At 40.5% G+C, this 19,789-nt stretch carries 22 protein-coding genes; 13 read left to right on the forward strand and 9 right to left on the reverse strand.

Annotated features, from left to right (window positions below; translation table 11 throughout):
• Nucleotides 1-26 precede the first annotated feature (26 nt).
• The 4 genes from FHS10_RS22850 (at nt 27) to FHS10_RS22865 (ending at nt 3,113) form a co-directional block, all read left to right on the forward strand.
• Complete coding sequence (locus FHS10_RS22850) at nt 27-491, forward strand: RES family NAD+ phosphorylase (RefSeq protein WP_259095579.1); 465 nt, start codon at nt 27-29, stop codon at nt 489-491.
• A 93-nt stretch (nt 492-584) separates the two neighbouring features.
• Nucleotides 585-1,838 (forward strand): BamA/TamA family outer membrane protein, encoded by a 1,254-nt coding sequence (locus tag FHS10_RS22855; protein WP_259095581.1) that lies wholly within the window; start codon nt 585-587, stop codon nt 1,836-1,838.
• A 226-nt stretch (nt 1,839-2,064) separates the two neighbouring features.
• The gene (locus FHS10_RS22860; RefSeq protein WP_259095583.1) at nt 2,065-2,652 is read left to right on the forward strand and encodes a hypothetical protein; all 588 of its coding nucleotides are present in this window, start codon (nt 2,065-2,067) and stop codon (nt 2,650-2,652) included.
• A 158-nt stretch (nt 2,653-2,810) separates the two neighbouring features.
• Nucleotides 2,811-3,113, forward strand: coding sequence for an RNA recognition motif domain-containing protein (locus tag FHS10_RS22865; RefSeq protein WP_259095585.1), 303 nt, complete (start codon nt 2,811-2,813; stop codon nt 3,111-3,113).
• Nucleotides 3,114-3,446: 333 nt separating this feature from the next.
• Here the strand turns inward: FHS10_RS22865 and FHS10_RS22870 are convergent, their stop codons facing one another.
• Nucleotides 3,447-3,752 (reverse strand): hypothetical protein, encoded by a 306-nt coding sequence (locus FHS10_RS22870; protein WP_259095587.1) that lies wholly within the window; start codon nt 3,750-3,752, stop codon nt 3,447-3,449.
• A gap of 593 nt (nt 3,753-4,345) precedes the next feature.
• Nucleotides 4,346-4,507: a hypothetical protein gene (locus FHS10_RS22875; protein ID WP_259095589.1), complete on the reverse strand. Its 162-nt coding sequence runs from the start codon at nt 4,505-4,507 to the stop codon at nt 4,346-4,348.
• 415 nt (nt 4,508-4,922) lie between these two features.
• Between FHS10_RS22875 and FHS10_RS22880 the strand changes: the two genes are divergently transcribed.
• Complete coding sequence (locus FHS10_RS22880) at nt 4,923-5,219, forward strand: hypothetical protein (protein ID WP_259095591.1); 297 nt, start codon at nt 4,923-4,925, stop codon at nt 5,217-5,219.
• 226 nt (nt 5,220-5,445) lie between these two features.
• Here FHS10_RS22880 and FHS10_RS22885 read toward each other — a convergent pair whose 3' ends face one another.
• Complete coding sequence (locus FHS10_RS22885; protein WP_259095592.1) at nt 5,446-6,147, reverse strand: S24 family peptidase; 702 nt, start codon at nt 6,145-6,147, stop codon at nt 5,446-5,448.
• 163 nt (nt 6,148-6,310) lie between these two features.
• Here FHS10_RS22885 and FHS10_RS22890 point away from each other — a divergent pair, with 163 nt between their 5' ends.
• A complete protein-coding gene (locus tag FHS10_RS22890) occupies nt 6,311-6,505 on the forward strand; it encodes a hypothetical protein (protein WP_259095594.1) in 195 nt (64 codons plus the stop codon).
• An 87-nt stretch (nt 6,506-6,592) separates the two neighbouring features.
• The gene (locus tag FHS10_RS22895; RefSeq protein WP_259095596.1) at nt 6,593-7,003 is read left to right on the forward strand and encodes a hypothetical protein; all 411 of its coding nucleotides are present in this window, start codon (nt 6,593-6,595) and stop codon (nt 7,001-7,003) included.
• Between the two features lie 91 nt (nt 7,004-7,094).
• On the opposite strand, the gene FHS10_RS22900 is transcribed toward FHS10_RS22895, so the two are convergent.
• Nucleotides 7,095-7,970, reverse strand: a complete 876-nt coding sequence (locus FHS10_RS22900; protein WP_259095598.1) for an alpha/beta fold hydrolase — start codon at nt 7,968-7,970, stop codon at nt 7,095-7,097.
• Between the two features lie 82 nt (nt 7,971-8,052).
• The gene (locus FHS10_RS22905; protein ID WP_259095600.1) at nt 8,053-8,391 is read right to left on the reverse strand and encodes a hypothetical protein; all 339 of its coding nucleotides are present in this window, start codon (nt 8,389-8,391) and stop codon (nt 8,053-8,055) included.
• A gap of 231 nt (nt 8,392-8,622) precedes the next feature.
• On the opposite strand from FHS10_RS22905, the gene FHS10_RS22910 reads away from it, so the two are divergent.
• Together FHS10_RS22910 and FHS10_RS22915 are read left to right on the forward strand one after the other, a co-directional pair.
• Nucleotides 8,623-8,955, forward strand: coding sequence for a hypothetical protein (locus tag FHS10_RS22910; protein ID WP_259095602.1), 333 nt, complete (start codon nt 8,623-8,625; stop codon nt 8,953-8,955).
• Between the two features lie 187 nt (nt 8,956-9,142).
• Complete coding sequence (locus FHS10_RS22915) at nt 9,143-9,505, forward strand: helix-turn-helix domain-containing protein (protein WP_259095604.1); 363 nt, start codon at nt 9,143-9,145, stop codon at nt 9,503-9,505.
• A gap of 185 nt (nt 9,506-9,690) precedes the next feature.
• Here the strand turns inward: FHS10_RS22915 and FHS10_RS22920 are convergent, their stop codons facing one another.
• Nucleotides 9,691-11,925 carry a tetratricopeptide repeat protein gene (locus FHS10_RS22920; RefSeq protein WP_259095606.1) on the reverse strand — a complete coding sequence of 745 codons (2,235 nt, stop codon included), beginning with the start codon at nt 11,923-11,925 and terminating at the stop codon, nt 9,691-9,693.
• Between the two features lie 662 nt (nt 11,926-12,587).
• The gene (locus tag FHS10_RS22925; protein WP_259095608.1) at nt 12,588-12,920 is read right to left on the reverse strand and encodes a YnfA family protein; all 333 of its coding nucleotides are present in this window, start codon (nt 12,918-12,920) and stop codon (nt 12,588-12,590) included.
• A gap of 554 nt (nt 12,921-13,474) precedes the next feature.
• Between FHS10_RS22925 and FHS10_RS22930 the strand changes: the two genes are divergently transcribed.
• From FHS10_RS22930 to FHS10_RS22945, 4 genes are all read left to right on the forward strand, one after another.
• Nucleotides 13,475-13,690 (forward strand): hypothetical protein, encoded by a 216-nt coding sequence (locus FHS10_RS22930; RefSeq protein WP_259095609.1) that lies wholly within the window; start codon nt 13,475-13,477, stop codon nt 13,688-13,690.
• A gap of 135 nt (nt 13,691-13,825) precedes the next feature.
• Nucleotides 13,826-14,050 carry a hypothetical protein gene (locus FHS10_RS22935; RefSeq protein ID WP_259095610.1) on the forward strand — a complete coding sequence of 75 codons (225 nt, stop codon included), beginning with the start codon at nt 13,826-13,828 and terminating at the stop codon, nt 14,048-14,050.
• A 557-nt stretch (nt 14,051-14,607) separates the two neighbouring features.
• Nucleotides 14,608-15,450 carry a ThuA domain-containing protein gene (locus FHS10_RS22940; protein ID WP_259095612.1) on the forward strand — a complete coding sequence of 281 codons (843 nt, stop codon included), beginning with the start codon at nt 14,608-14,610 and terminating at the stop codon, nt 15,448-15,450.
• Between the two features lie 116 nt (nt 15,451-15,566).
• Nucleotides 15,567-16,424, forward strand: coding sequence for an alpha/beta hydrolase (locus FHS10_RS22945; RefSeq protein WP_259095614.1), 858 nt, complete (start codon nt 15,567-15,569; stop codon nt 16,422-16,424).
• 583 nt (nt 16,425-17,007) lie between these two features.
• Here FHS10_RS22945 and FHS10_RS22950 read toward each other — a convergent pair.
• Together FHS10_RS22950 and FHS10_RS22955 are read right to left on the reverse strand one after the other, a co-directional pair.
• A complete protein-coding gene (locus FHS10_RS22950; RefSeq protein ID WP_259095616.1) occupies nt 17,008-18,399 on the reverse strand; it encodes an FGGY-family carbohydrate kinase in 1,392 nt (463 codons plus the stop codon).
• A gap of 1 nt (nt 18,400) precedes the next feature.
• Nucleotides 18,401-19,675 (reverse strand): sugar isomerase, encoded by a 1,275-nt coding sequence (locus tag FHS10_RS22955; protein WP_259095617.1) that lies wholly within the window; start codon nt 19,673-19,675, stop codon nt 18,401-18,403.
• Between the last annotated feature and the right edge of the window lie 114 nt (nt 19,676-19,789).

Here is a 19,789-nt window from a genome sequence, read left to right on the forward strand (position 1 = left end):
CAATAAATCATTAATTCAATAATTAATTGAAAGTATACCGCATCAGCCAAACAAAATACGCGTATGACCGCAAAGGTTCGGGCATTGACGGGCGCTGGAATTCGCTTGGGCAATATGTTATTTATACGGGCGGGTCGCTGGCATTATCATGCCTGGAGAAGGTGGTGCATAGTGTAGGTACATCTTTATATACAGGTAATTTTTCGGTGGTTATTATTGACATTCCCGACAATGTGGCTATTAAAGAAATCACCCTTAAGCAATTAGTAAAGCTTGACGAAAACTGGCATAAGGTTATCAATTATCCTTATACCCAGCAATTGGGCGATACCTGGTTGCAAAAAGCGGAAACAGCGGTTTTAAAAGTGCCATCGGCCATTATCGACATGGAATATAATTACCTGCTTAACCCGGCCCATCCCGATTACGATAAAATAAAAATAACAAGCGTTAGCAAGTTTACCTTTGATCCCCGTTTAAAAGCGCAATAAAGGGTTGTATTTAAGCGGATGTTGCTCCGTAAGTTGATTAATTATTTTATACTTGCAATTTTAGATAACCTTATATTTAATTGCATAGTTATAATGCCGGGCAAAAAAATAGTCCTTTTTGGTTTTGCTTTCCTTGTGTTGTTATCCAGTTATACTAAACTGCATGCGCAGGATAAGAGGTATATTCCTATAGGCCGGTCGAAACTTAAAGATACCGTTATTGCTGCCCCGGCCGATACTGCTTATGAAAAGGATATCTTCGATGCAATATCCTCCATTTTCACCAAAGCCAAACCTAAAAAAACAGTCGACTCTATAACTTCAAAGCCGGTAATATCTATTTTACCCGCAGTGGGTTATACCTTGCAAACAGCTTTGGCCGCTACGATATCTGGTAATATCGCCTTCCGCACCGGGCCTAAAGCCCGTATTTCTACCATCACGGTAAATCCGGCGTACACTCAAAAAAAACAGGTAATCATCCCGCTACAGTCAAACATCTGGACTAAAGATGATAAGTACACCTTCATTGGCGATTTGCGGTTTTACAAATACCCGCAAAGTAGTTTTGGTTTGGGGTCGAAATCAGATATAGCTAATGAAAACCCTTTGGTATATTCTTTTGTACGCATTAACGAAACTGCGCTCAGGAATGTTGACGGTGATTTTTTTGTAGGCCTTGGTTATATTTTTGACGATAGGTGGAATATGTCAGAAAAAGGGCAGTTAAATGGAAGGGTATCTGATTATGAACGCTACGGGCCGGTAACGCGCGCCATATCCACAGGTTTAACTTTTAATACACTTTTTGATAGCAGGGATAATTCTATCAATCCATCTAAAGGTTTTTACAGCTCTGTTACCTACCGTGATAATTTCAGGTTTTTGGGCAGTACAGCACCCTGGCGATCATTGATTATTGATGTGCGCAAATATTATCGTTTTCCGGCAAGTTCTGACAACATCCTGGCCTTTTGGTCGTACGATTGGCTGGTACTTAATGGCCGCCCTGCTTACCTCGATTTGCCTGCTACCGGTAACGATCTGAATTTTACAACTGGGCGTGGTTATATTCAGGGACGGTTTAGAGGCGCCCAGATGATTTACTTAGAAAGCGAATACCGCTTTAAAATAACCAGTAACGGCTTATTAGGTGGTGTGGTGTTTGTAAACGGTCAATCTTTTTCGGCCGCGCCGGGCACCGGTTTGCAGGCGGCGCAGCCGGGCTATGGGCCTGGTTTGCGCATTAAGCTTAATAAAGTATCCAAAACCAATATCGCTATTGATTATGGATTTGGTAAACAAGGTTCAAAGGGCTTGTTCATCAACGTTGGGGAGGTTTTTTAAATAGTAGTAGCAATACTATTTACTGCATTCAGGTTGCTGTTAATGGTTAGATTGGAAAAGTGGTACTATCAATAATATTTTGATAGTATTTTTTAAATAACAGTAAGGAGCAGGTATCAGCTCGGTTTATCATACGTAAGTTAAAAAGCATTAATTTATTTATTAAATTTAATGTAGTAATAAACTTTTAAATTTTTTATTGTTAGCTTTAACCATCAATTTACCTATGAACAGTATCCGGTTAACTAAATGGTTTATCTTTTGCACTTTAATCATTTCGGTGGCAATTTCATCCTGCCAGAAAGATGATAGCGTAAAGGCTATGGAAACCGCTAAGCCAGCCGTAGATAGTGCCGCTCTTAATATTATCAATACCCCAGGAAACTTCTTAGCAGGTAAAGGTTCCCTGAAAATAACAATCGGGGACTCAACCTATACATTTGATGCTGCTACAGATTCTATAGCGTTTATCAACGTACATAATGGAGACAATAAATATTACGGTATTACAGCTATAAATAAGGCCCACACCATGAGTTTTGGCATCAGTTCAGAAGGGTTTGCAGCAGCTAAAGTTAATAGCAAGGTAGCCGGTGGCCAGTTTCTTTTTACTGTTGACGAGAAAAAGCCTTTGCTGCAGTACACGCTCACCAAATTTGTTGGCAAGGATGATACCGGTAAAATTACCATTGAACAATACAACAAAGATAACATGATAGCCAAAGGAACATTCTTTACCTTTTTGGCTAAAGACGATAAAGAAAACTCTCCATTTTATCGCGTTGAAGGTAGTTTTGAACTCCAGCTTAAATAATAAATAGCCACTCCTGTATTCTAAATTCCAATTATACAAATACCCTATGGTGTTGCGTAATTGAAAGGTAAAAATGCCGTTATGCAAGGGCAATTAGCACGCCATTCGCCTAAATGCCCTTAATTTTTAGTACCTTTATGCAAATTTTAAAGACATTGATGAAAGTATTTATTGCAGGGCTTCCTTTAGAAGTAGATGAGGCCGAATTAACAGCTGTGTTTGGAGATTTTGGGCCGGTTAAATCGCTCAGAATCATTAAAGACCGCGAAACAAAAGAGAGTAAGGGTTTTGGGTTTGTGGAAATGGTGAACGATAACGAAGCGAAGGAAGCGATAAGGTGTATGAATGGCGCAAGTTATTACGGTCGCAGAATTACGGTAAATATTGCCGAAGACAAAGGGCCAGGTTTTAACGGCGGTGGCAACAACGGCGGTGGTAAAGGCGGTTTTAGACGTAACTAACAAATAATAAAAAATTATTCTTTTTGAATATGAGCCGGCATAGTCCGGCTTTTTTATTGAATGAAATAATTACCGGGTATTTCAATTGCGTTCATTCAAAATGAATGCTTATTTGTTAAATAAGCATAGCTATAAGTCTTAACCACAAATAGGTTGCGTAATTGTGGCCGTAGCGATCTCAAGTGCATTTGCGGCTAATTGCGGCACTAATAATGATACAAGAGATATTTTTGCTTGTAGATGGTGCTAACTTTAGGATTATGCCCTTACAATACCGTAAGTTTCCATATAAGTAAAGCCTGCCAATAAATAATAACTATTTAGTTGGAGATTTTAAATAGCCTCTGCCAATTCGGTAGCGTTTATTTTAAACTCGGCTAATAAATAGTCAAGCCTGTTATTAAGTTCGTTTAATTGAATTTCACCCATACGGTAATTGGCGGTTAGGCGGGCTAATTCGTTATCGATAGCCAGGTATTGCTGGTTTTCAAGGGCTTTAATCTTGTACTCGGCGGTGGTAAGTAAATAAAGGTGCTGTACATCATCAACGTACATGTTGTTGTTTACCTTATTGGCTTGTTGTTTATTAAAAAAAACCAAAATAATAGCGGCTACAATAGCGGCAATTACAAGCGTCATTACAGGGTCCATCTTATTCTTTCTTCAGCGTTTTACAATTCTTTTGCGCGGTAGTGGGGGTGTTTACCGCGGTATTGGTTGTAATAAATATAGGGTGTTATACGGAAATATTTTTCGTATTGTTAGGAAAATGCTCAAATGTTGATAACTATTAAGCAAAAGTGGCCTTGTTAATAATCTATAGCTTGCAGATGTGTTTCTTTGCAGGGTTTTACCGCTTTGAGCGGCTGTTTTGTATGCTATTTTCCTTGTAGTTAACGAGTATTAATGAAGTCTTTTTTCATAACAATAAAATCGTAGTCTACGTTTGAAACTCAAGGCTATTTCTCCGCAAATATGTAACCTGATTTTGGAAATGGTTTTTGTGTAGCCCCGTTGTTGGTATTGTTTATATGCAATATTTTTATATCCCGGTGTATGGCTTCCAGTTCGGTTTATTGTGGTAGTAAACCAGCGATGCCGTTTCCTCGACTAACCGCAGGCGGGTGGGCAACAATTGCAGCCTGGGTAATATCTCACCACTTCTGAATACTCGGCCTCCTGGCGGGTAGTTATGGCAGCAACTCTTGCAATGTACCGTCAATATCGACTAATCAAAGCTGGTTTAGTGTAATGGCGTTTTCAAAAACCGTAGTGTTAGGGTAGGTGCTATCCCATTGTAAATTATTGCCCGACGCAATCATGATGGGCACAGCCTGGGCAATAAGCTGCATAATCTGCGAAATATCGGTTAAAGTACCAAGTCTGATGTTCATAAATTAATATAAAATAACATCCGGCTAATATAGCAGCGTGATAGGCGCCAGGAAAGCTTTATTTGACGAATGACCTGCGCTTTGCAAGGGAGGGCTTGGTTTGAAGTTGCGCAATTATTAAACAAACCATACAGGTCATCAAGCCGTAAAAAGCGATGTTTTGGAATGCATTGCCAACGCTTAGTTGTTGTGTAACAAAATGTAGGGCTTTGACTACCATCTGCTGTGAATATTTAGTGATCTAACAACGATACTAATAAACTGTTTTAAAACCTTTAGGGATATTTAAATAATTTTATTTTAGGTCGCGCCGTTAATTTCTAAATCATCTGGGTATTAACGGGGGTATTGCCCGCATTCTTTATATATTTACGAGGGTACATAAATAGCGGGTGTTAAATATAAATAATTAATTATGATTCTCGAAGAATTTTTGAAACAAATAAAAAGGGAATCAATTGATATTGAACACTTAAGTAAGCGTAATTACTATAAACACCTCAATCTGCTGTTTGAAATAATTGCATATAACGGCGAGCGTCTTAATAAAAAGCATAATTTAATGATTGCTCCGTATTTACAATATATTGGTAAAACAAAGCGCGATGATTTTAGGGATGATCTTAATAAGGAGGAATTGCAGGAACTCATTGAAAACCTCAAAACCGACCTCGATTGTATAATATTTAAAATAGATCCGCCCAAGGAATGAGATGTACGGATGTGCAGATTTTAAATGCGCAGATGTTTGTGACTAAGATTATCAGACACTTTATAACAAATAAGCCGACTTGCGTTAACAGGTCGGCTTATTTGTTTTCATCCGTAGATTGGAATTTGTACATCTATCTTTCATAAATCTGCACACCTGGAGTGTGTGCATTTATTTTCCTTACCTGTGCATCTGAAATCTGCATATCTGAAATTTGCACATCTGCCTAATGATTGTGTTTTTTATGGATGTCTTTAACCAGGCAAAGTTTTTTGATGTCTGTAATATTAATAGGGAAGGGAGCGTATTTAAGCCTGTTTCCAACCATTTCGGTGGTATTATCAGAGTGGGCTATCACTTCATCGGCGTTATCGCCGGCCAGCAGGCGTTTGTACATCCTGTAGTCGCCCCATTCAATATAATAAACCTCGCCGGGTAGGATTTTTTTATCATGAATCACTTTGAGGGCTACCCAGCAGCCATTCTCCAGATAAGGGTACATGGAGTGTCCCCAAACTGGCAAAGCAAAATCGCAATCTTCTATCCCCGGAAAGTTCATACGCCCAACCGGCTGCGAATCATTAATATCATTATACACTTCTACGCCCGATGCGGTAGCTATAATTTCATACATCGGAATCCCCTCCTCAATTTTTCTTGTTACAGTATTTTCTTGATTTTGTGCGGGTCTATTGCCTTCAATGTAATCTTTATATCTTTCTTTAAAGATGCGAAGCTTTTCTGGATCAATATTCTGCCTGCTCTTTACTATTTCTGTAATAGAACTTGGCGAATTAAATCCCAATACCTCAGCCAGCTGCGCATTTCCGGTAAAGGCTTTTCCTTTTAATTGACTGTAAAGTATGATAAACTCCAGGGTTTCTGGCCTGATTGTTTTTATCTTACTGGGTTTTAGTTCGTTATCCATTGTGAAAATAAATTAAAGATTATTCTTGATTTAAATAAAGATATTTCTTTATATTTGTTCCGTTGATTTACGCTAATGTACTACAAATTTTGATAGTAACAAATATAAATATCAAGAATATACAGAATTTTAAATACAGAACTATTAACCATTAAATAATTATATGTACATCGCTTACTCAGCCCTTAAGCAAATACCCACAACAAACCACGCTGACGACTTAGCCACCGGGCCTAACTCTGAAATGCCTGAACCTTTGCTACGCTACCAGGCTTACCAGGCTGCCTGCAAAAAGTTAAGCCATGAAATTGCCGCCATCCAAAAATACATCCCTGGCTGGATGCCTGCTTTCAGATAGCAGTCTGCAGTTGCCAGTAGGCAGTTGTGGGTTTGCAATAGGCCGCCGCAAAAGACTAATGAACAAATGAACCAATAAACTAACAAAATGAAAATCTCACAAAAATTAAGAGATCAGCTTTGGTGGATGATTATCTCCGTTGATTATGATTACAGTCGCATTTGTATTGCCGACCATGATCTTACCGATGAAATACTTACGCTTTGGCTTGAGGATAAACAGGATTTTAAAAATTCACTCGACGAATGCCTGCAGCTTGATATCAAAGTACGCGACTTTGCCAAGATAATAAAAGGCGAGAACCTCAATAGCTATGAGGGGAGTAAAATGCACCCAACCAAAAACTTTGTTTATAGGGCACGCATTGAAATAAACACACCTATTAAATGGTACCAGGAAGATGCATCTATAAATGAGCAACAATGGGCCCGTGAAGCAACTTTAAAAGCCGTACTTACCCAATTGGTTGAAACCGAGGCCGCAGGAGATTATGAATAAACTTTTTCGCCGGATTTTATGTATGCTAAATGGCATTTTGTTCATATTTATGTAAGTGTGTCAAAAGCATCAAACAAGGTAGTTTTGGGGTTTAATGTTTACCTATATCGTCAATAGCTTTTTGAAGTAATACATTAAATTCCTTTGGCTTTTCAACCATTGGGAAATGGCCGGTGGCATGAATCACCAATAATTGGTAGGGGATACCAGCTTTTATAAATCCTGTGGTATCATTAGGGAAATAATCACTATTTACCAGGTGGAGTTTCATGTTGGCCGCTTTAAGTTTTGGCCCGGTTTTAAAGCTATTATCTTCCATACTGGCAATGGCTATTGCGCTATCTGCGTGAGTAACATCATTTAAGATACGCTTACGGACCAGCGTATCGGTAGTTTTATAAAACAGGTATTGATTAAAAAAGCCGGTTGCTACTGTCTTAAAGTTCTTTTTCAGCATAGTAATAACCTTGGCAAATTCAGGATCGGGCTTGGCGGTATCCTGGGCAGCGTTGTAGTCTTTAAAATTATCGATGCCCACAAGGCCTATCACTTTACCAGGCACATCTATTTTGGCCTGTACAATAATTGCACCTGCCATAGAATGCCCTATCAGTATTACGTTTTTTAGGTTGAGCTGGGTAACCACCGCAGCAACATCTTTTCCAAAATCATTAACTGTCCACGAGGCGCGGTTTTTGCCCGATTGACCGTAGCCCGGCAGATCTATAGTGACTACACGGTAACGTTTGCCAAAGTAAGTGCTCTGATCAGTAAAATAGCTTTTATTGATACACCAACCGTGAACGAACAATAGGGTGGTGTCGCTTTTGCCCGTGTCTGTATAAGCAATGTTAACGCCGTTGTTTTGAATTTTAATGGGTAAAGCGGCTGTGTTTTTTGCAGTGTTATTACATGCCGGCAACAAGGAGATCGCCAATAAGGGTAGCAGGATAGATAGGTTTTTCATTCAGGTAGCAGATATTTATATAAATATCTGCTACCTGAATTATTTATGCAACTGTTTAACTTATTTTAACGCAGGGGCAACTCTACTTAACTTTTACCTGTTGTTGTTCCTGTTCCAATTGCTCTACCAGCTCTTCTACCTCGCTAATCGCTTCTGCAGGCTTACTGGCATAATTAAGTTTGCGGAAACGCCATTGTGCAAAGGCCGGCTCCTGGAAACGGTTTATCAACTTGAAAAATTTGGGGAAGTTGTGTACCTCCTCCAATAATACCCCGGTAACAATGCCATTGTTATCCAGTATCTCGCGAATAGTATATTCTTTGTCGCGGGTAATCCAGATCTCAAAATCACGTCTTATCTCTTCGCTTTTTTCGGGATCAATTTTATCGTTAATGCAAATTACCTTATCTCCTGGTTTCATAGTTATAGCATTTTAAACAGATGTTTTGTTTCACATCAATTTAACTCAATACAAAGTACCGCTTTTTAGACGCAATTTAAAAGTATTGCTTACAAATTATATTGTGATGGGATTGATATACAGATAGGTTAATTGTGCTAAAATAAATGACCCCATATGTTGAAACCCGACGTAACAATAATTTAAACAATCCGTAATAGGCTGTATTATAAACTGCTATCATTAAGCTATATGGACTCTTTTTATTTTTTTGCTATCCTCGGATCCGTTGTCGTGGTGCTTATTATTTACTTTGATACTCAGCAACGTCGTAAAGTAAAGAAAACATTGGTGCAAACCAATGATGTTGAACCCTTGCTGATGATGCAGAGCATGAGCCAAAAGCTTGAGAAGTTAAATAAAGCCATTAAACAGGCCGGGTCTGTACCTAAAATTGAAGCCCAACTCCAAAAATCTACAGCCGATTATAAATCGGGCAAAATCAATATGGATACCTATAACAGGCATCTTAACCAGCTTTTACACATGACCGAAGAGCATCTCCGTAGTTCCTTTGTTCATTAATTTAAGGTTCATTAGTTCACTGGTTCATTAGTCTTTTCTGATGAGTGAGTTAGAATCCTTGTTGATTGGGTACACGTGTATCGGTACCGCTATTTTCATTTATGCGACCACTATTTAGTAACTAATGAACAAATAAACCAGTGAACTAATGAACCAATAAACAATTTGTTTATTATTGCAGCGCAATATGTCTGACGAAGCAATAATAAAACGGTTAAAAGTAATTGTGAAGGAGCACGGCGGCCAGTTGGGTTTGGCCGGAGCTATTGGTGTTGATCAGGGTTTTATAAGCAAGGTGATCAATAAAAAGCAGGATATCAGTTATTACCTTATCCGTAAACTTTGCTTTCAGCTTAAATATTCGCCAGAGTGGCTAATCCTGGGTACCGGTGAAAAACAAATTAACAAACCCGAATCGGCCAAGTTGATCACCGAAATACAAATGATGCGTACCGAAGTAGATATTTTACAAGCCCGTATGCGCGCCTATGAAATAGAATTAAAAGAATTAAGAGCGCATTTAGGGAGTGCGGAAAAGAAAGCTGTTTAGGACTTTTGGGGACTGGCGGACTTTTGGATTTATAAAACTTGAAATGCTTTACAATTACAGACTGAACTGCTAAATATAAGAAATATAAACAAAAAGAGGTTGGGCATTAGGCCCAACCTCTTTTTGTTTATTAGATTTCCAATAGCCTTTATCCAAAAGTCCCATTGTCCAAAAGTTCCGCAGTCCTAATTACAGTATTTCGCCAAAATAGCTGGAGCTTCTTTTGAACCGCTGTTAACAGCGGTTTTCATATCGGTACAGGCTCCGGTTTTGTCATTAAGCGCAAATTTTGCAAGACCACGTTGCAAATAAGCTCTTGAGTTTTTAGGACTTAGTTTTATGGCCTGGTTACAATCGGCTACGGCACCTGCGGCATCTTTTAAATTCACTTTAGCGGCGGCGCGGTCAATATAAGTGTCGGCACTTGTCGGGTCGGCTTTAAGCGCGGCTGCAAAATCGTCATTAACACCTTGTGCATCATTGAGGTAGCTTTTGGCTATTCCGCTATGTGCTAAGGCCCTTGCAAATGTCGGGTTTAAGTAAACAGCGTTATGATAATCATCAGTAGCCCCTGCATAATCTTTTAGTGCCAGTTTAACATCCCCCCTGAATAAAAACGTTTCATCGTTTGAAAATATAGAAACAGCTTTATCCAAATCTTTCATGGCTGCTTTGTAGTTACCAAGCTTATATTGCAAATAACCACGATATTGAAACGAAAGTGCCGAAGCATCAGATGTCGAATCAATTTTTATGGATGCGTTATAATCCTCAAGAGCACCCGCATAGTCGCCTATACTTGCTTCGGCAATGCCCTGTTTTAAAAGTATTGATGTGTTTTTCGGGTTTTTTACAAGTCCGGCGTCGTAATCAAGCATAGCGCCTTTGATATCGCCTGCGGCGGCTTTGGCTTCGCCGCGGTAGAGATAAAAGTTTGAATTAGCCGGATTTAGGGCAATGGCCGCGGTAAATAATTTTACACCATTGGGTGTATATTTATAAAAGTTATCAATTTTACCAAGGCGTGTATAGGCATCCTCGCGCTTCGGCGATATGGATATCAGCTTTTCAAAATCCTTTACCGCGCCGGCTTTATCATTCATCTTATCCTTTTCAATACCGCGGTTTAAGTAGGCATAAGTATAGTTTGGGTTTATTTGTATGGCTTTGGTGTAATCAGTAATGGCGGCAGTCATATCACCCAGGTCGCGATGCGTATCACCTCGTACCAGGTAAGCTTCGTCGCTTTTGTTATTGATGGATATAGCCAGGGCCAGATCGGCCATTACACCGCTGGTATCTTTCATAGCCAGTTTGGCTTTGCTACGACTGATGTAGGCGTTTAAACTATGCGGATCGAGTGATATTGCGGTATCTGCATCTAATTTAGCACCCGGAGCATCTTTGGTTGATAGTTTTGCGTAAGCGCGGCTTTGATAAGCTTCTGAAGTACGGTTGCCAAGGGCAATTCCTTTATTGAAATCGGTCATGGCGTTCCCATAGTCCTTCATATTGCTTTCAACAATACCTCTGTAAATATATAATTCGCCAAGCTGCGGACGCTGATTGATGGCGCTGTTAAAATAGTCAAGGGCGCCTTTATTGTCGCCCGTGTTGCTTTCGGCATTGGCCAGGTAAAGGAAAAGGTTTTTAAGCTGTGGGTTTATCGCTGCTGCTTTTTTATAATCTTCAATGGCCCCTTTATAATCCTGCTGATCACTTTTGTTGTTGCCCCTGTAAAAATAAGCTTCAGCATTTTGAGGATTTATAGTGAGGGCAGCTGTGTAATCAACTATAGCACCCTGGTGATCGCCCATGCTGGCTTTTGAACCGGCGCGATACTGGTAAAGTGCGTCTTTTTTGGGGTTTAGCTTAATTGCTATGTTGTAATCATCAACCGCAGCGGCATAATTCCCTCTGTTGTTTTTGGCTAAACCTCTGTATTCATAAATTTCGGCGTTGTTGGGTGCATACTGCAAGGCTATGGTAAAATCGGCAATGGCACCTGCATTATCATTAAGGTTTGATTTTGCATTACCGCGATAGAGGAACATTTCGCCGGTTTTAGGCCCTATGGCGATAGCTCTGTTAAAATCATCAATGGCAGCCTGGTAATTTTGCAAATTGCTTTCGGCATTGGCCTTATAGTAATATGCAGTTGCGAAATCGGGTTTTAGTGCTATGGTTTTGCTGTAATCTTCAATTGCCGACTTATAGTCTTTGAGGTTGCCGCTGGCATTTGCACGGTAAAAGTATGCATCCCCATTTTTATCGTTAAGTTCTATTGCTTTATTGAAGTTTTGAATAGCTCCTTTATAATCCTTTTCAGTGGCCCTTGCATTTCCATTTTGGATATAGGTGCCGGCCGTTTGAGCAAATGCAGATATTGGTAAAAGGAACAGGAGTAAGATTTTTTTCATTTAGCAAATAGCGGTTAATTAAATATCAATAAAAACCAATAATGACCATAGCAAAGGCCATACCATAAGTTAGTGTATTGAATTTAAGTTAAAATGCCCGTTGAAATAAATCTTGCAGGAAATTTGGGGCATAAAAACCCCAAACGCACACATTATTATATGGGCCTATTGATCATCAGTTTTTGATACGGATAACCAATACTGCGCTTTTTACGAGTACAATGCCTCATTTGTTCGATCGCCTGTATGTGAATTGCGCTTTTTCATAATGGCGATAGCTGCTGTGCAAATAAGGATGCAAAAGATAAGACCAATTTCGATGCCAACGTGGATTAATGGTACACTACCAGGGGCTCTGGCTAACAGAACACCTGCGTCTGGCAATAACAACCCAAAGAGAGGGAAGTAAAAAAACATTCTTAATATTATTAATTTCTCCATAATTATTAACATTTAGTATGATAATGCTAAGATAGTAATTATTTTCTTATAATTTAAATAAAAGTTAAACTCCGATTGTAATACAAACTATATAATAGATTGTTTGCTTAACGGTTACTTTTTTTTAAGTTTTGAAGAAATGCTAATAGCCTGGGCAAGTTTCTGACAGGAATTGCCATTATGGTAAAAAAATAAAGAGAAAGCTGGTTAGTGAGGCGTATTTATTTATTCCTGGGAGTAAAAATAATGATGCAGGCACCTATGATTGCTATGAGCGCACCTATCACATCGTATTTGTCGGGTTTAAAGCCATCAATTCGCCAGGCCCATATTAAAGCCATTAATATAAAAATGCCGCCATAGGCAGCGTAAACACGCCCAAAACCTGCCGATTGCCACGTTGCCACAACACCGTAAAAGGCCAGGATCACCGCGCCAAGTATGCCAAACCACAAAGGTTTATCGTTTTTAAGCCATAACCAAATAAGATAGCCACCACCAATTTCGCATAAACCGGCAAGTATAAAAACAGCGAACGAGCGAAGAATATTCATGTCTCCAAAATAAGGCTTTTTTTGATGAAACATGACAGCGATTTCCCTGCTCTTGAGCTACTGTGTACACATCTTTCGAAAAAAGAAAAATGTCATTTCGATAGAGTGAGGGAGTGGGACGAGGAGGGCGCGAAAGAGAAATCTTCTACGAGCGACAAGCAAACGTAGCCTGTTGTATAAGATTTTTCGCTGCGCTCAAGAGATAGTTTCTCACCCTTGCCTTGCAAAATCCTTCCCTCCGAGGGTTCGAAATGACAACGTTTTTGTTTAGTGATACGATTCCAAAAGATGTGTGCACACAGTAGGCTCCTGACTGGGAGTTTTTTTGGAACCGCGCAAGTAATTTTATTATTGTCCATGTATCATTAGATGCAGAACTGTGCCAAATTATTGACAACGATCCCGGTGTACGCCAAAGTAGTGTTGCGTTGGTAAAGGCCATGCCTTTCTAATCTTCAATCCGTTAAAACACGGTATTTACTATGGGTTAAAACACGGGGTGTTTTTGGCTTGCATATAATACCGCTACATAATAGTTTTGTACAACAATTACAATGGAAGCATTTGAGTTAAAAGTTGACGACAAAAATTATAAAGTAGTAAAAACAACAGGAGGTAACAGTACCTATAATGTTTTTAATCATTCGTCATTTCACACCATTGTGAAAATTAATTCTGGCTACTGGGAGGTAATTGAGCACCGCTTTGGTAACCACCAGATTCCGGTACAACAAATTGGGCTGAGCATTGATGAATATTTAGGTTTATAGCTATTTTTTATTAATTAAAATCTGCCCCGCATTTATTCATATTTTAACTTTATTGAAATATTTTTTTACTTTTTAGATAAACTTCTTGGATTGTATTCCTAAAAGTTTTAAATTGGACTAATCAAATAATTAAGAATGGAAGAATTACTGATTTTTAGAATTTTTGCCGCTTTCCCATTATTTGGACTATTGCTGCCAGACCTTTCGTTGTTGCTGGTATCTCCACACAGGCAGATTCCAGATGACCATATTTACATCGAGTTTTTTTTATTACTTAGCGAATTTATTTGTACTGTAGGTCTCTGGTATGCTCAAAAGCAGCAAAAAAACAGTAGCGGTAATGTGAAACTTAGTTTATAGAATAGTATGGCCCCTTGAACATGGCCTGCAAGTAAATATATATTTGTCCTCCCCCAACTTATATACCTATATTTAATACCCCTATGCCTGGTTGTTTTTTACGCCGGGCATTTTTATTTGCAGGCGGGTTGCGTAAAATCCGCAAAAAAAAACAGTAAATTCCGAATGCCTATCGGGTAATATCACTGTAACCAAAACTGCTTTTCAGCTGTACATTTGACCAATAGGTTATGTAATCAGGGACAATAACTTAGCGGCAGCCGTTTACAGCAATGTAACGGCTGTTTTTTGTTTTTTTGATTTTACCGATTTTAATTGATTTCACTGATGGGGAATGATTTCACCGATTTATGGTGATGTTGTTGGTAGGGATAATTTTTCTGAGTTGAATTTGGACTATTTAGTAACATACACAAGCGTTTCATTTCCTGTCCTTGTTCCTTAATCCTTCTATCCTTAATCTGTCTTTCCCCTACATTACCACTCAAGGGCTGTGATGATATTCACTTTTATTAAAAATGAATTAGTTTTATCATACAATCATCAACCCACTAATTATGAATACCCGAATTTTCAGAGTCGCCGCCACGATAATAACGCTTTTTATTATTTGTTTTTGCTTTTATACAGCCAGGGCACAGGCTGGTAAACCGTTTAAAGTAATAGCCTTTTACACGGGCCGTAATGATAAGGCGCATATTAGCTTTATGCATGAGGCCAATAAACGCTTCCCGGAGATGGGCAAAAAGTACAATTTTACTTACGACTCTACCAGCAACTGGAGTAATATGAACCCCGCTTTTTTAGCCAGGTACCAGGTGGTACTCTTTTTAGATACCCGGCCAGATGATCCTGCCCAACGTGCAGCTTTCGAACAATATATGAAAAACGGAGGTGGATGGATGGGTTTCCATTTTTCGGCCTTTGCACTTACCCCGTCGGACTTTCCTCAAAACTGGGATTGGTACCATAACGAGTTTTTGGGTTCCGGCCAGTATGTGAGTAATACCTGGCACCCCACTTCGGCTATTTTACATGTGGAGGATGCCAAACACCAGGTAACCAAAGGCTTGCCCACAACCTTTAAAACACAACCTAACGAATGGTACCGCTGGGAGCATGATCTGCGCAAAAATCCGGATATCGATATTTTGTTAGCTGTTGATTCAACCAGTTTTCCGTTGGGCAACGGGCCAAAGCTTTACGAGATCTGGCATAGCGGCTATTACCCGGTAGTTTGGACAAACAAAAAGTACCGCATGGTTTACTTTAATATGGGGCACAATGATATGGATTATGATGGCGGTACCAATCGTACATTGTCATCTACCTTTGGTAGTGACACTCAAAACCAATTGTTTATTAACGCGCTGCTTTGGTTGGGGAGGGGAAAGAAGTAAAGTCGACGGTTTCTTTAACTTACGAAGTTTTCAAAACTTCGTAAGTTTTTAGGTAGTAAATGATTTTATCGCAAAGGTCATTTACTACCTTAGCGACCGTAACTACCGTCGGCTTCATGAAAAAATTAAAATTGCTGCACCGTCACCTCATCGCTTTAGAAAATAAAGATAGTTTAGACCTGGCAGATACCCTGTGGGATTTGATCTGCTATTCGCCCAAAATGTCGCCAAGGTTGCAGCAACAGCAGTTATTGGATGAGGCAACGAAGTTTACCATCGAGGTAGATGATCCACATTTTGCTAAATCTGCCTTAACATTCAACGGTTTTATTTGGGGCGATGGCAGCAGGAAAGTACTCATTACCCATGGCTGGGGTTCAAAGGCCATTGATTTTGATGAGGTGATAACCGCGCTGAAAACAATTGAAGATATTCAGATCATCGCCTTTGACGCGCCGGGGAACGGCAGTTCGGACGGGGAATTATCTAATCTTTTGCTGTTTGCTAAGGCAGCACAGGCAATTATTACAAAGTACGGCGCGCCGGATGTATTGATAGGGCACTCGTTAGGGGCTATGGCCAATGTTATCGCCATTAATGAAACCGGTATCAAGCCCGCTTTACAAATTAGCATAGCGCCGCTTGTAAAGCTTAAAGAAAACTTTATAGCTACTATGGATATGGTTGCCATTCCTAAACCGGCACAGGATAAATTCTTTGAAACGTTTGAAGAGCTATTTGAAATGCAGGCATCCGGTTTTAATTTGATCGATTTGTATAAAAATGGTGCTACCAATAAACATTGGCTGGCTTTTGATAGGGAGGATAAGATTGCGCCTTACCCGTTTCTTGAGGAGTTTTTGGCGTTGCATCCGGATATAATCATTAAGGAATACACAGGCCTTGGGCACGAACGCATTATTAAGGATGCAGGCGTTGTGGCGGATATTGTGAAGTTGGTAAGTGCGATTTAATCCTAATCTGCCCTGTAGTATTATGTCATTGCGAGCGTAGCGCGGCAATCTCGTAGCTCTACAGAGCGAATTAGTTTGGTTACGAGATTGCTTCGTGCTTACCCGTGACAAGTTCACCATGTCATTGCGAGTTTTAAAATCCGGCGGACAGTGAAGGTGGGAATGACGTAGATCGCATGGCGGCGAAGACTCACCCGCCAGCGCTACGCGCGGCACCCTCTCTTCGGCTTCGCCGGAAAGAGGGATTTGAAGATTTTTGTATTTATATCGCTTGTAATCAATTGATTAACAATCAAACCCCCTCTTTCCACCGCAGGTGAAGAGAGGGGGGCGGGCGTAGCCTCGCCGGGTGAGTCTTTGCCGGCGTTCAAAGCCAATGTTTGTGTAAAGTACAATACGTCATGGGTAGACACGAAGCAATCTCGTACTCTACAGGGCGGATCTGCATAGTTCGCGATTGCTTCGTGCCTCGCAATGACATAGTTTTTTATTGTCATTTCCACCTTCAGAGTCCCCGGATTTTATAATTGGCAATGACAAATTATATATCCCTAAACTTAAAAAGTTTATAGACGTTAGTCCCTTATAGCTCCTGCTTCTCTTTCACGCCCGAATAATATTTCAGCTCGATCAAATCATGCGGCAGCGTTTTGCTGTTCCAGGCCTGGTGAATGGCCAGGGCTGTGCCTACTGCTGTGGCCTGTGCCATAGAAGCCGCAAATACCTCTAATTGCGGAAACGCCAGCGCAAGTAAATGCATAAAAACACTGTTTTTGCTAAAGCCGCCGTCCACAAAAATGCGCTGCACTTTACAGCCCTCCAATACGTAATTGGTTGATATGGTTTGCTGGTTAACAATATCTATCATCAACTGGTGGTAAGCTTCTGTATCATTGCTGAAATCATTCAGATCCCGTTGTTCAAAAGCCGATTTCTGCAGTTCGCCATCCTGCTTTTGGCTATGCAGCGCGGTTTGTGTGCTTAGTTTAGCTGCTAACACTGGATCGTAATTAATGGTGCGATACCTGATCACATCCTGGTTAAAATGAGCTGCTATGCGTTTTACCTGCTGCTCGTACTCGTAACCGGTAAATAAACGCGATGCTTTGACAGGGCTGCCTTTATATTGCAGGTAATTAAGGCAATCATTCTTCAGCTCATCGGCTGTAAGCGGTGTTTGATTAAATGGGTTTAAGCTGATAGACCATGTACCGGTTGAGATCAACACAAAAGGCATATGAAAGCTTACCAAATAGGGGATAAGCGCGGCAGAGCTATCATGAAGCCCCGCACCAACGCAAAAAGTAGTGCCGGGGAAAACCGATGACAGCACGCTATCGGATGCCTTTAACGGCGCCATTTTGGGTAGGATAGCCTCAGCAGCTAACCATTGGTGATAATCATTTTTGCCAAAATCCCAAAGGGCGGTATGGCAGCCTATGCTGGTTAAATCGCTCACCATTTGCCCGCTTAACAGGTAGCTCATGTATTGCGGCAGGTGCAAGGCGTATTTGAGCTTTTTAAAAATCTCGGGCTGCTGGTATTTAAGTCGGTACACCTGTAAACCCGAATTCAAATTACCCAAAACCGGCGAAGCGGTTTCACGTGCAAATTTGGCTTCATCGCCATAAGTATCGTAAAACTGCCTGCCCAATTCTGTTGGATATGGTTTAAGATAATTGTAAAGCGGGGTTAACGGCGTACCATCTTCATCAACATAAACAAAGCTTGCGCCGTAGGTTGAAAAGTTAACCGCCTTTAAATCAAATTCTTTATGCTTGAAAATCTCGCGCAGCGAATCAAATACGGATAGGCGCAGGCTGTCGAGGTTTTCACAAGGATCGCCATCTTCATCGTGGGTTTCCATAAAGCGTGCTGTCCGTTCAAAAACTATCTTGTAGTTCTCATCGAACAGAAACAGCTTCTTGTTGGTTTTACCCACATCAAAAACAGCTATAACAGGTATTTGCGCCATATTATAATCCGGTTGATACTGCCTTTGCCCCGCGTTCTTTTATCAATTGGTTACGTACAGCTTGGGCACGATATAAGGCCAGCGGGTTTAACGCGCCGCCTGCTCTCAGCCTTGCTTCGGCCAATAATGGGCGTACATCTGTACGGTAAGCGTGCTGTAAAATTTCCTGGGCAAATACTACGTCATTGTACTGCTGGGCTTGCTTTAAAGCGGTTACATCAACCAATAAGGCCTGGGTGTATGCTATTTTGATAGCCTCTACAGATTGAATAAGGTCTTCAATTGGATCTTTGATGTTGTGGGATGCATCAATCATCCAGCCGATGCCTGTTGCGTGGTTCATGCCGCGGGCATCCATACCCTCAACCAGTTCATTAAATATCAGGAATAACTGATATGGGTTGATACTGCCAACGGTTAAATCATCATCGCCATATTTAGAATCATTGAAGTGGAAACCGGCCAGTTTGCCTTCCATCAGCAATAAAGAAACTATCTGTTCAATATTAGCCCCCTGTAAATGGTGTCCCAGATCGACCAATGTTTGTGCCTTGTCACCTAATTTAGATGATAACAGGTATGATTGTCCCCAATCGCCAATAGTGGTTGAGTAAAAGTTTGGTTCATATGGCTTGTACTCTACCCAAACTTTCCAATCGGCAGGCAGGGCTTCGTAAATTTCCTGCAGGCTTTCCAACGTACGCTCAAATGCGCCGCGCATATTTAGCTGACCCGGAAAGTTCGATCCATCAGATAACCAAACTGATAATGCTTTTGAATCCAACGCTACTCCATATTTTATTACTTCGATATTGTGAGCAATGGCTTGCTTGCGTACGGCTTTATCAACATGGTGTAGTGAGCCAAACTTGTAGCTCAACTCTTGCGAGGCTTGGTCCTGGAAGGTGTTGGAGTTAACCGCGTCAAAATGCAGGCCCAGCGCAGCTGCATGTGCTTTGATCACATCCGCATTTTTAGGGATATCCCAGGGGATGTGTAGCGAGATAGAATTGCTGCTGCGGTTTAAAGCCTGGATCAACCCCACATCGTCAATCTTCTCTTCCAGGCTGCGTGGCTCGCCACCACCAGAAAAACGACCAAAACGTGTACCACCCGTGCCCAAAGCCCAGCTTGGTATAGCTATATTAAAATCACCTAATTTTTTCAGGATGGTATCCAACCCGTTTATATCCCCGGCAACAAAATCATACTTACGCTGGTGCGCAGCTTGTTGCTGATGGTTAGCTTCTTCGATTATGCTCTTCTCTAATTGCATGTTTTAAAATTTAAGCCCCACCCAAACCCTCCCCTGAAGGGGAGGGCTTAAAAAGGACAACTAAAAGTTTTCATTATATAAAAGTCTCCCCCTTCAGGGGGAGATTTAGAGGGG

It is taken from the genome of Mucilaginibacter dorajii, from assembly GCF_024808255.1.
In the GTDB taxonomy this organism is placed as follows: Bacteria; Bacteroidota; Bacteroidia; order Sphingobacteriales; family Sphingobacteriaceae; genus Mucilaginibacter; species Mucilaginibacter dorajii.

What these genes read in the sequence shown, in the direction of transcription:
- FHS10_RS22910 (WP_259095602.1), top strand. Translation starts at nt 8,623, where the DNA reads ATGGACTCTTTTTATTTTTTTGCTATCCTCGGATCCGTTGTCGTGGTG.
- FHS10_RS22905 (WP_259095600.1), bottom strand. Translation starts at nt 8,391, where the DNA reads ATGAAACCAGGAGATAAGGTAATTTGCATTAACGATAAAATTGATCCC.
- FHS10_RS22925 (WP_259095608.1), bottom strand. Translation starts at nt 12,920, where the DNA reads ATGAATATTCTTCGCTCGTTCGCTGTTTTTATACTTGCCGGTTTATGC.
- FHS10_RS22920 (WP_259095606.1), bottom strand. Translation starts at nt 11,925, where the DNA reads ATGAAAAAAATCTTACTCCTGTTCCTTTTACCAATATCTGCATTTGCT.
- FHS10_RS22875 (WP_259095589.1), bottom strand. Translation starts at nt 4,507, where the DNA reads ATGAACATCAGACTTGGTACTTTAACCGATATTTCGCAGATTATGCAG.
- FHS10_RS22900 (WP_259095598.1), bottom strand. Translation starts at nt 7,970, where the DNA reads ATGAAAAACCTATCTATCCTGCTACCCTTATTGGCGATCTCCTTGTTG.
- FHS10_RS22860 (WP_259095583.1), top strand. Translation starts at nt 2,065, where the DNA reads ATGAACAGTATCCGGTTAACTAAATGGTTTATCTTTTGCACTTTAATC.
- FHS10_RS22895 (WP_259095596.1), top strand. Translation starts at nt 6,593, where the DNA reads ATGAAAATCTCACAAAAATTAAGAGATCAGCTTTGGTGGATGATTATC.
- FHS10_RS22930 (WP_259095609.1), top strand. Translation starts at nt 13,475, where the DNA reads ATGGAAGCATTTGAGTTAAAAGTTGACGACAAAAATTATAAAGTAGTA.
- FHS10_RS22880 (WP_259095591.1), top strand. Translation starts at nt 4,923, where the DNA reads ATGATTCTCGAAGAATTTTTGAAACAAATAAAAAGGGAATCAATTGAT.
- FHS10_RS22940 (WP_259095612.1), top strand. Translation starts at nt 14,608, where the DNA reads ATGAATACCCGAATTTTCAGAGTCGCCGCCACGATAATAACGCTTTTT.
- FHS10_RS22855 (WP_259095581.1), top strand. Translation starts at nt 585, where the DNA reads ATGCCGGGCAAAAAAATAGTCCTTTTTGGTTTTGCTTTCCTTGTGTTG.
- FHS10_RS22870 (WP_259095587.1), bottom strand. Translation starts at nt 3,752, where the DNA reads ATGACGCTTGTAATTGCCGCTATTGTAGCCGCTATTATTTTGGTTTTT.
- FHS10_RS22935 (WP_259095610.1), top strand. Translation starts at nt 13,826, where the DNA reads ATGGAAGAATTACTGATTTTTAGAATTTTTGCCGCTTTCCCATTATTT.
- FHS10_RS22885 (WP_259095592.1), bottom strand. Translation starts at nt 6,147, where the DNA reads ATGGATAACGAACTAAAACCCAGTAAGATAAAAACAATCAGGCCAGAA.
- FHS10_RS22955 (WP_259095617.1), bottom strand. Translation starts at nt 19,675, where the DNA reads ATGCAATTAGAGAAGAGCATAATCGAAGAAGCTAACCATCAGCAACAA.
- FHS10_RS22890 (WP_259095594.1), top strand. Translation starts at nt 6,311, where the DNA reads ATGTACATCGCTTACTCAGCCCTTAAGCAAATACCCACAACAAACCAC.
- FHS10_RS22865 (WP_259095585.1), top strand. Translation starts at nt 2,811, where the DNA reads ATGAAAGTATTTATTGCAGGGCTTCCTTTAGAAGTAGATGAGGCCGAA.
- FHS10_RS22915 (WP_259095604.1), top strand. Translation starts at nt 9,143, where the DNA reads ATGTCTGACGAAGCAATAATAAAACGGTTAAAAGTAATTGTGAAGGAG.
- FHS10_RS22945 (WP_259095614.1), top strand. Translation starts at nt 15,567, where the DNA reads ATGAAAAAATTAAAATTGCTGCACCGTCACCTCATCGCTTTAGAAAAT.
- FHS10_RS22950 (WP_259095616.1), bottom strand. Translation starts at nt 18,399, where the DNA reads ATGGCGCAAATACCTGTTATAGCTGTTTTTGATGTGGGTAAAACCAAC.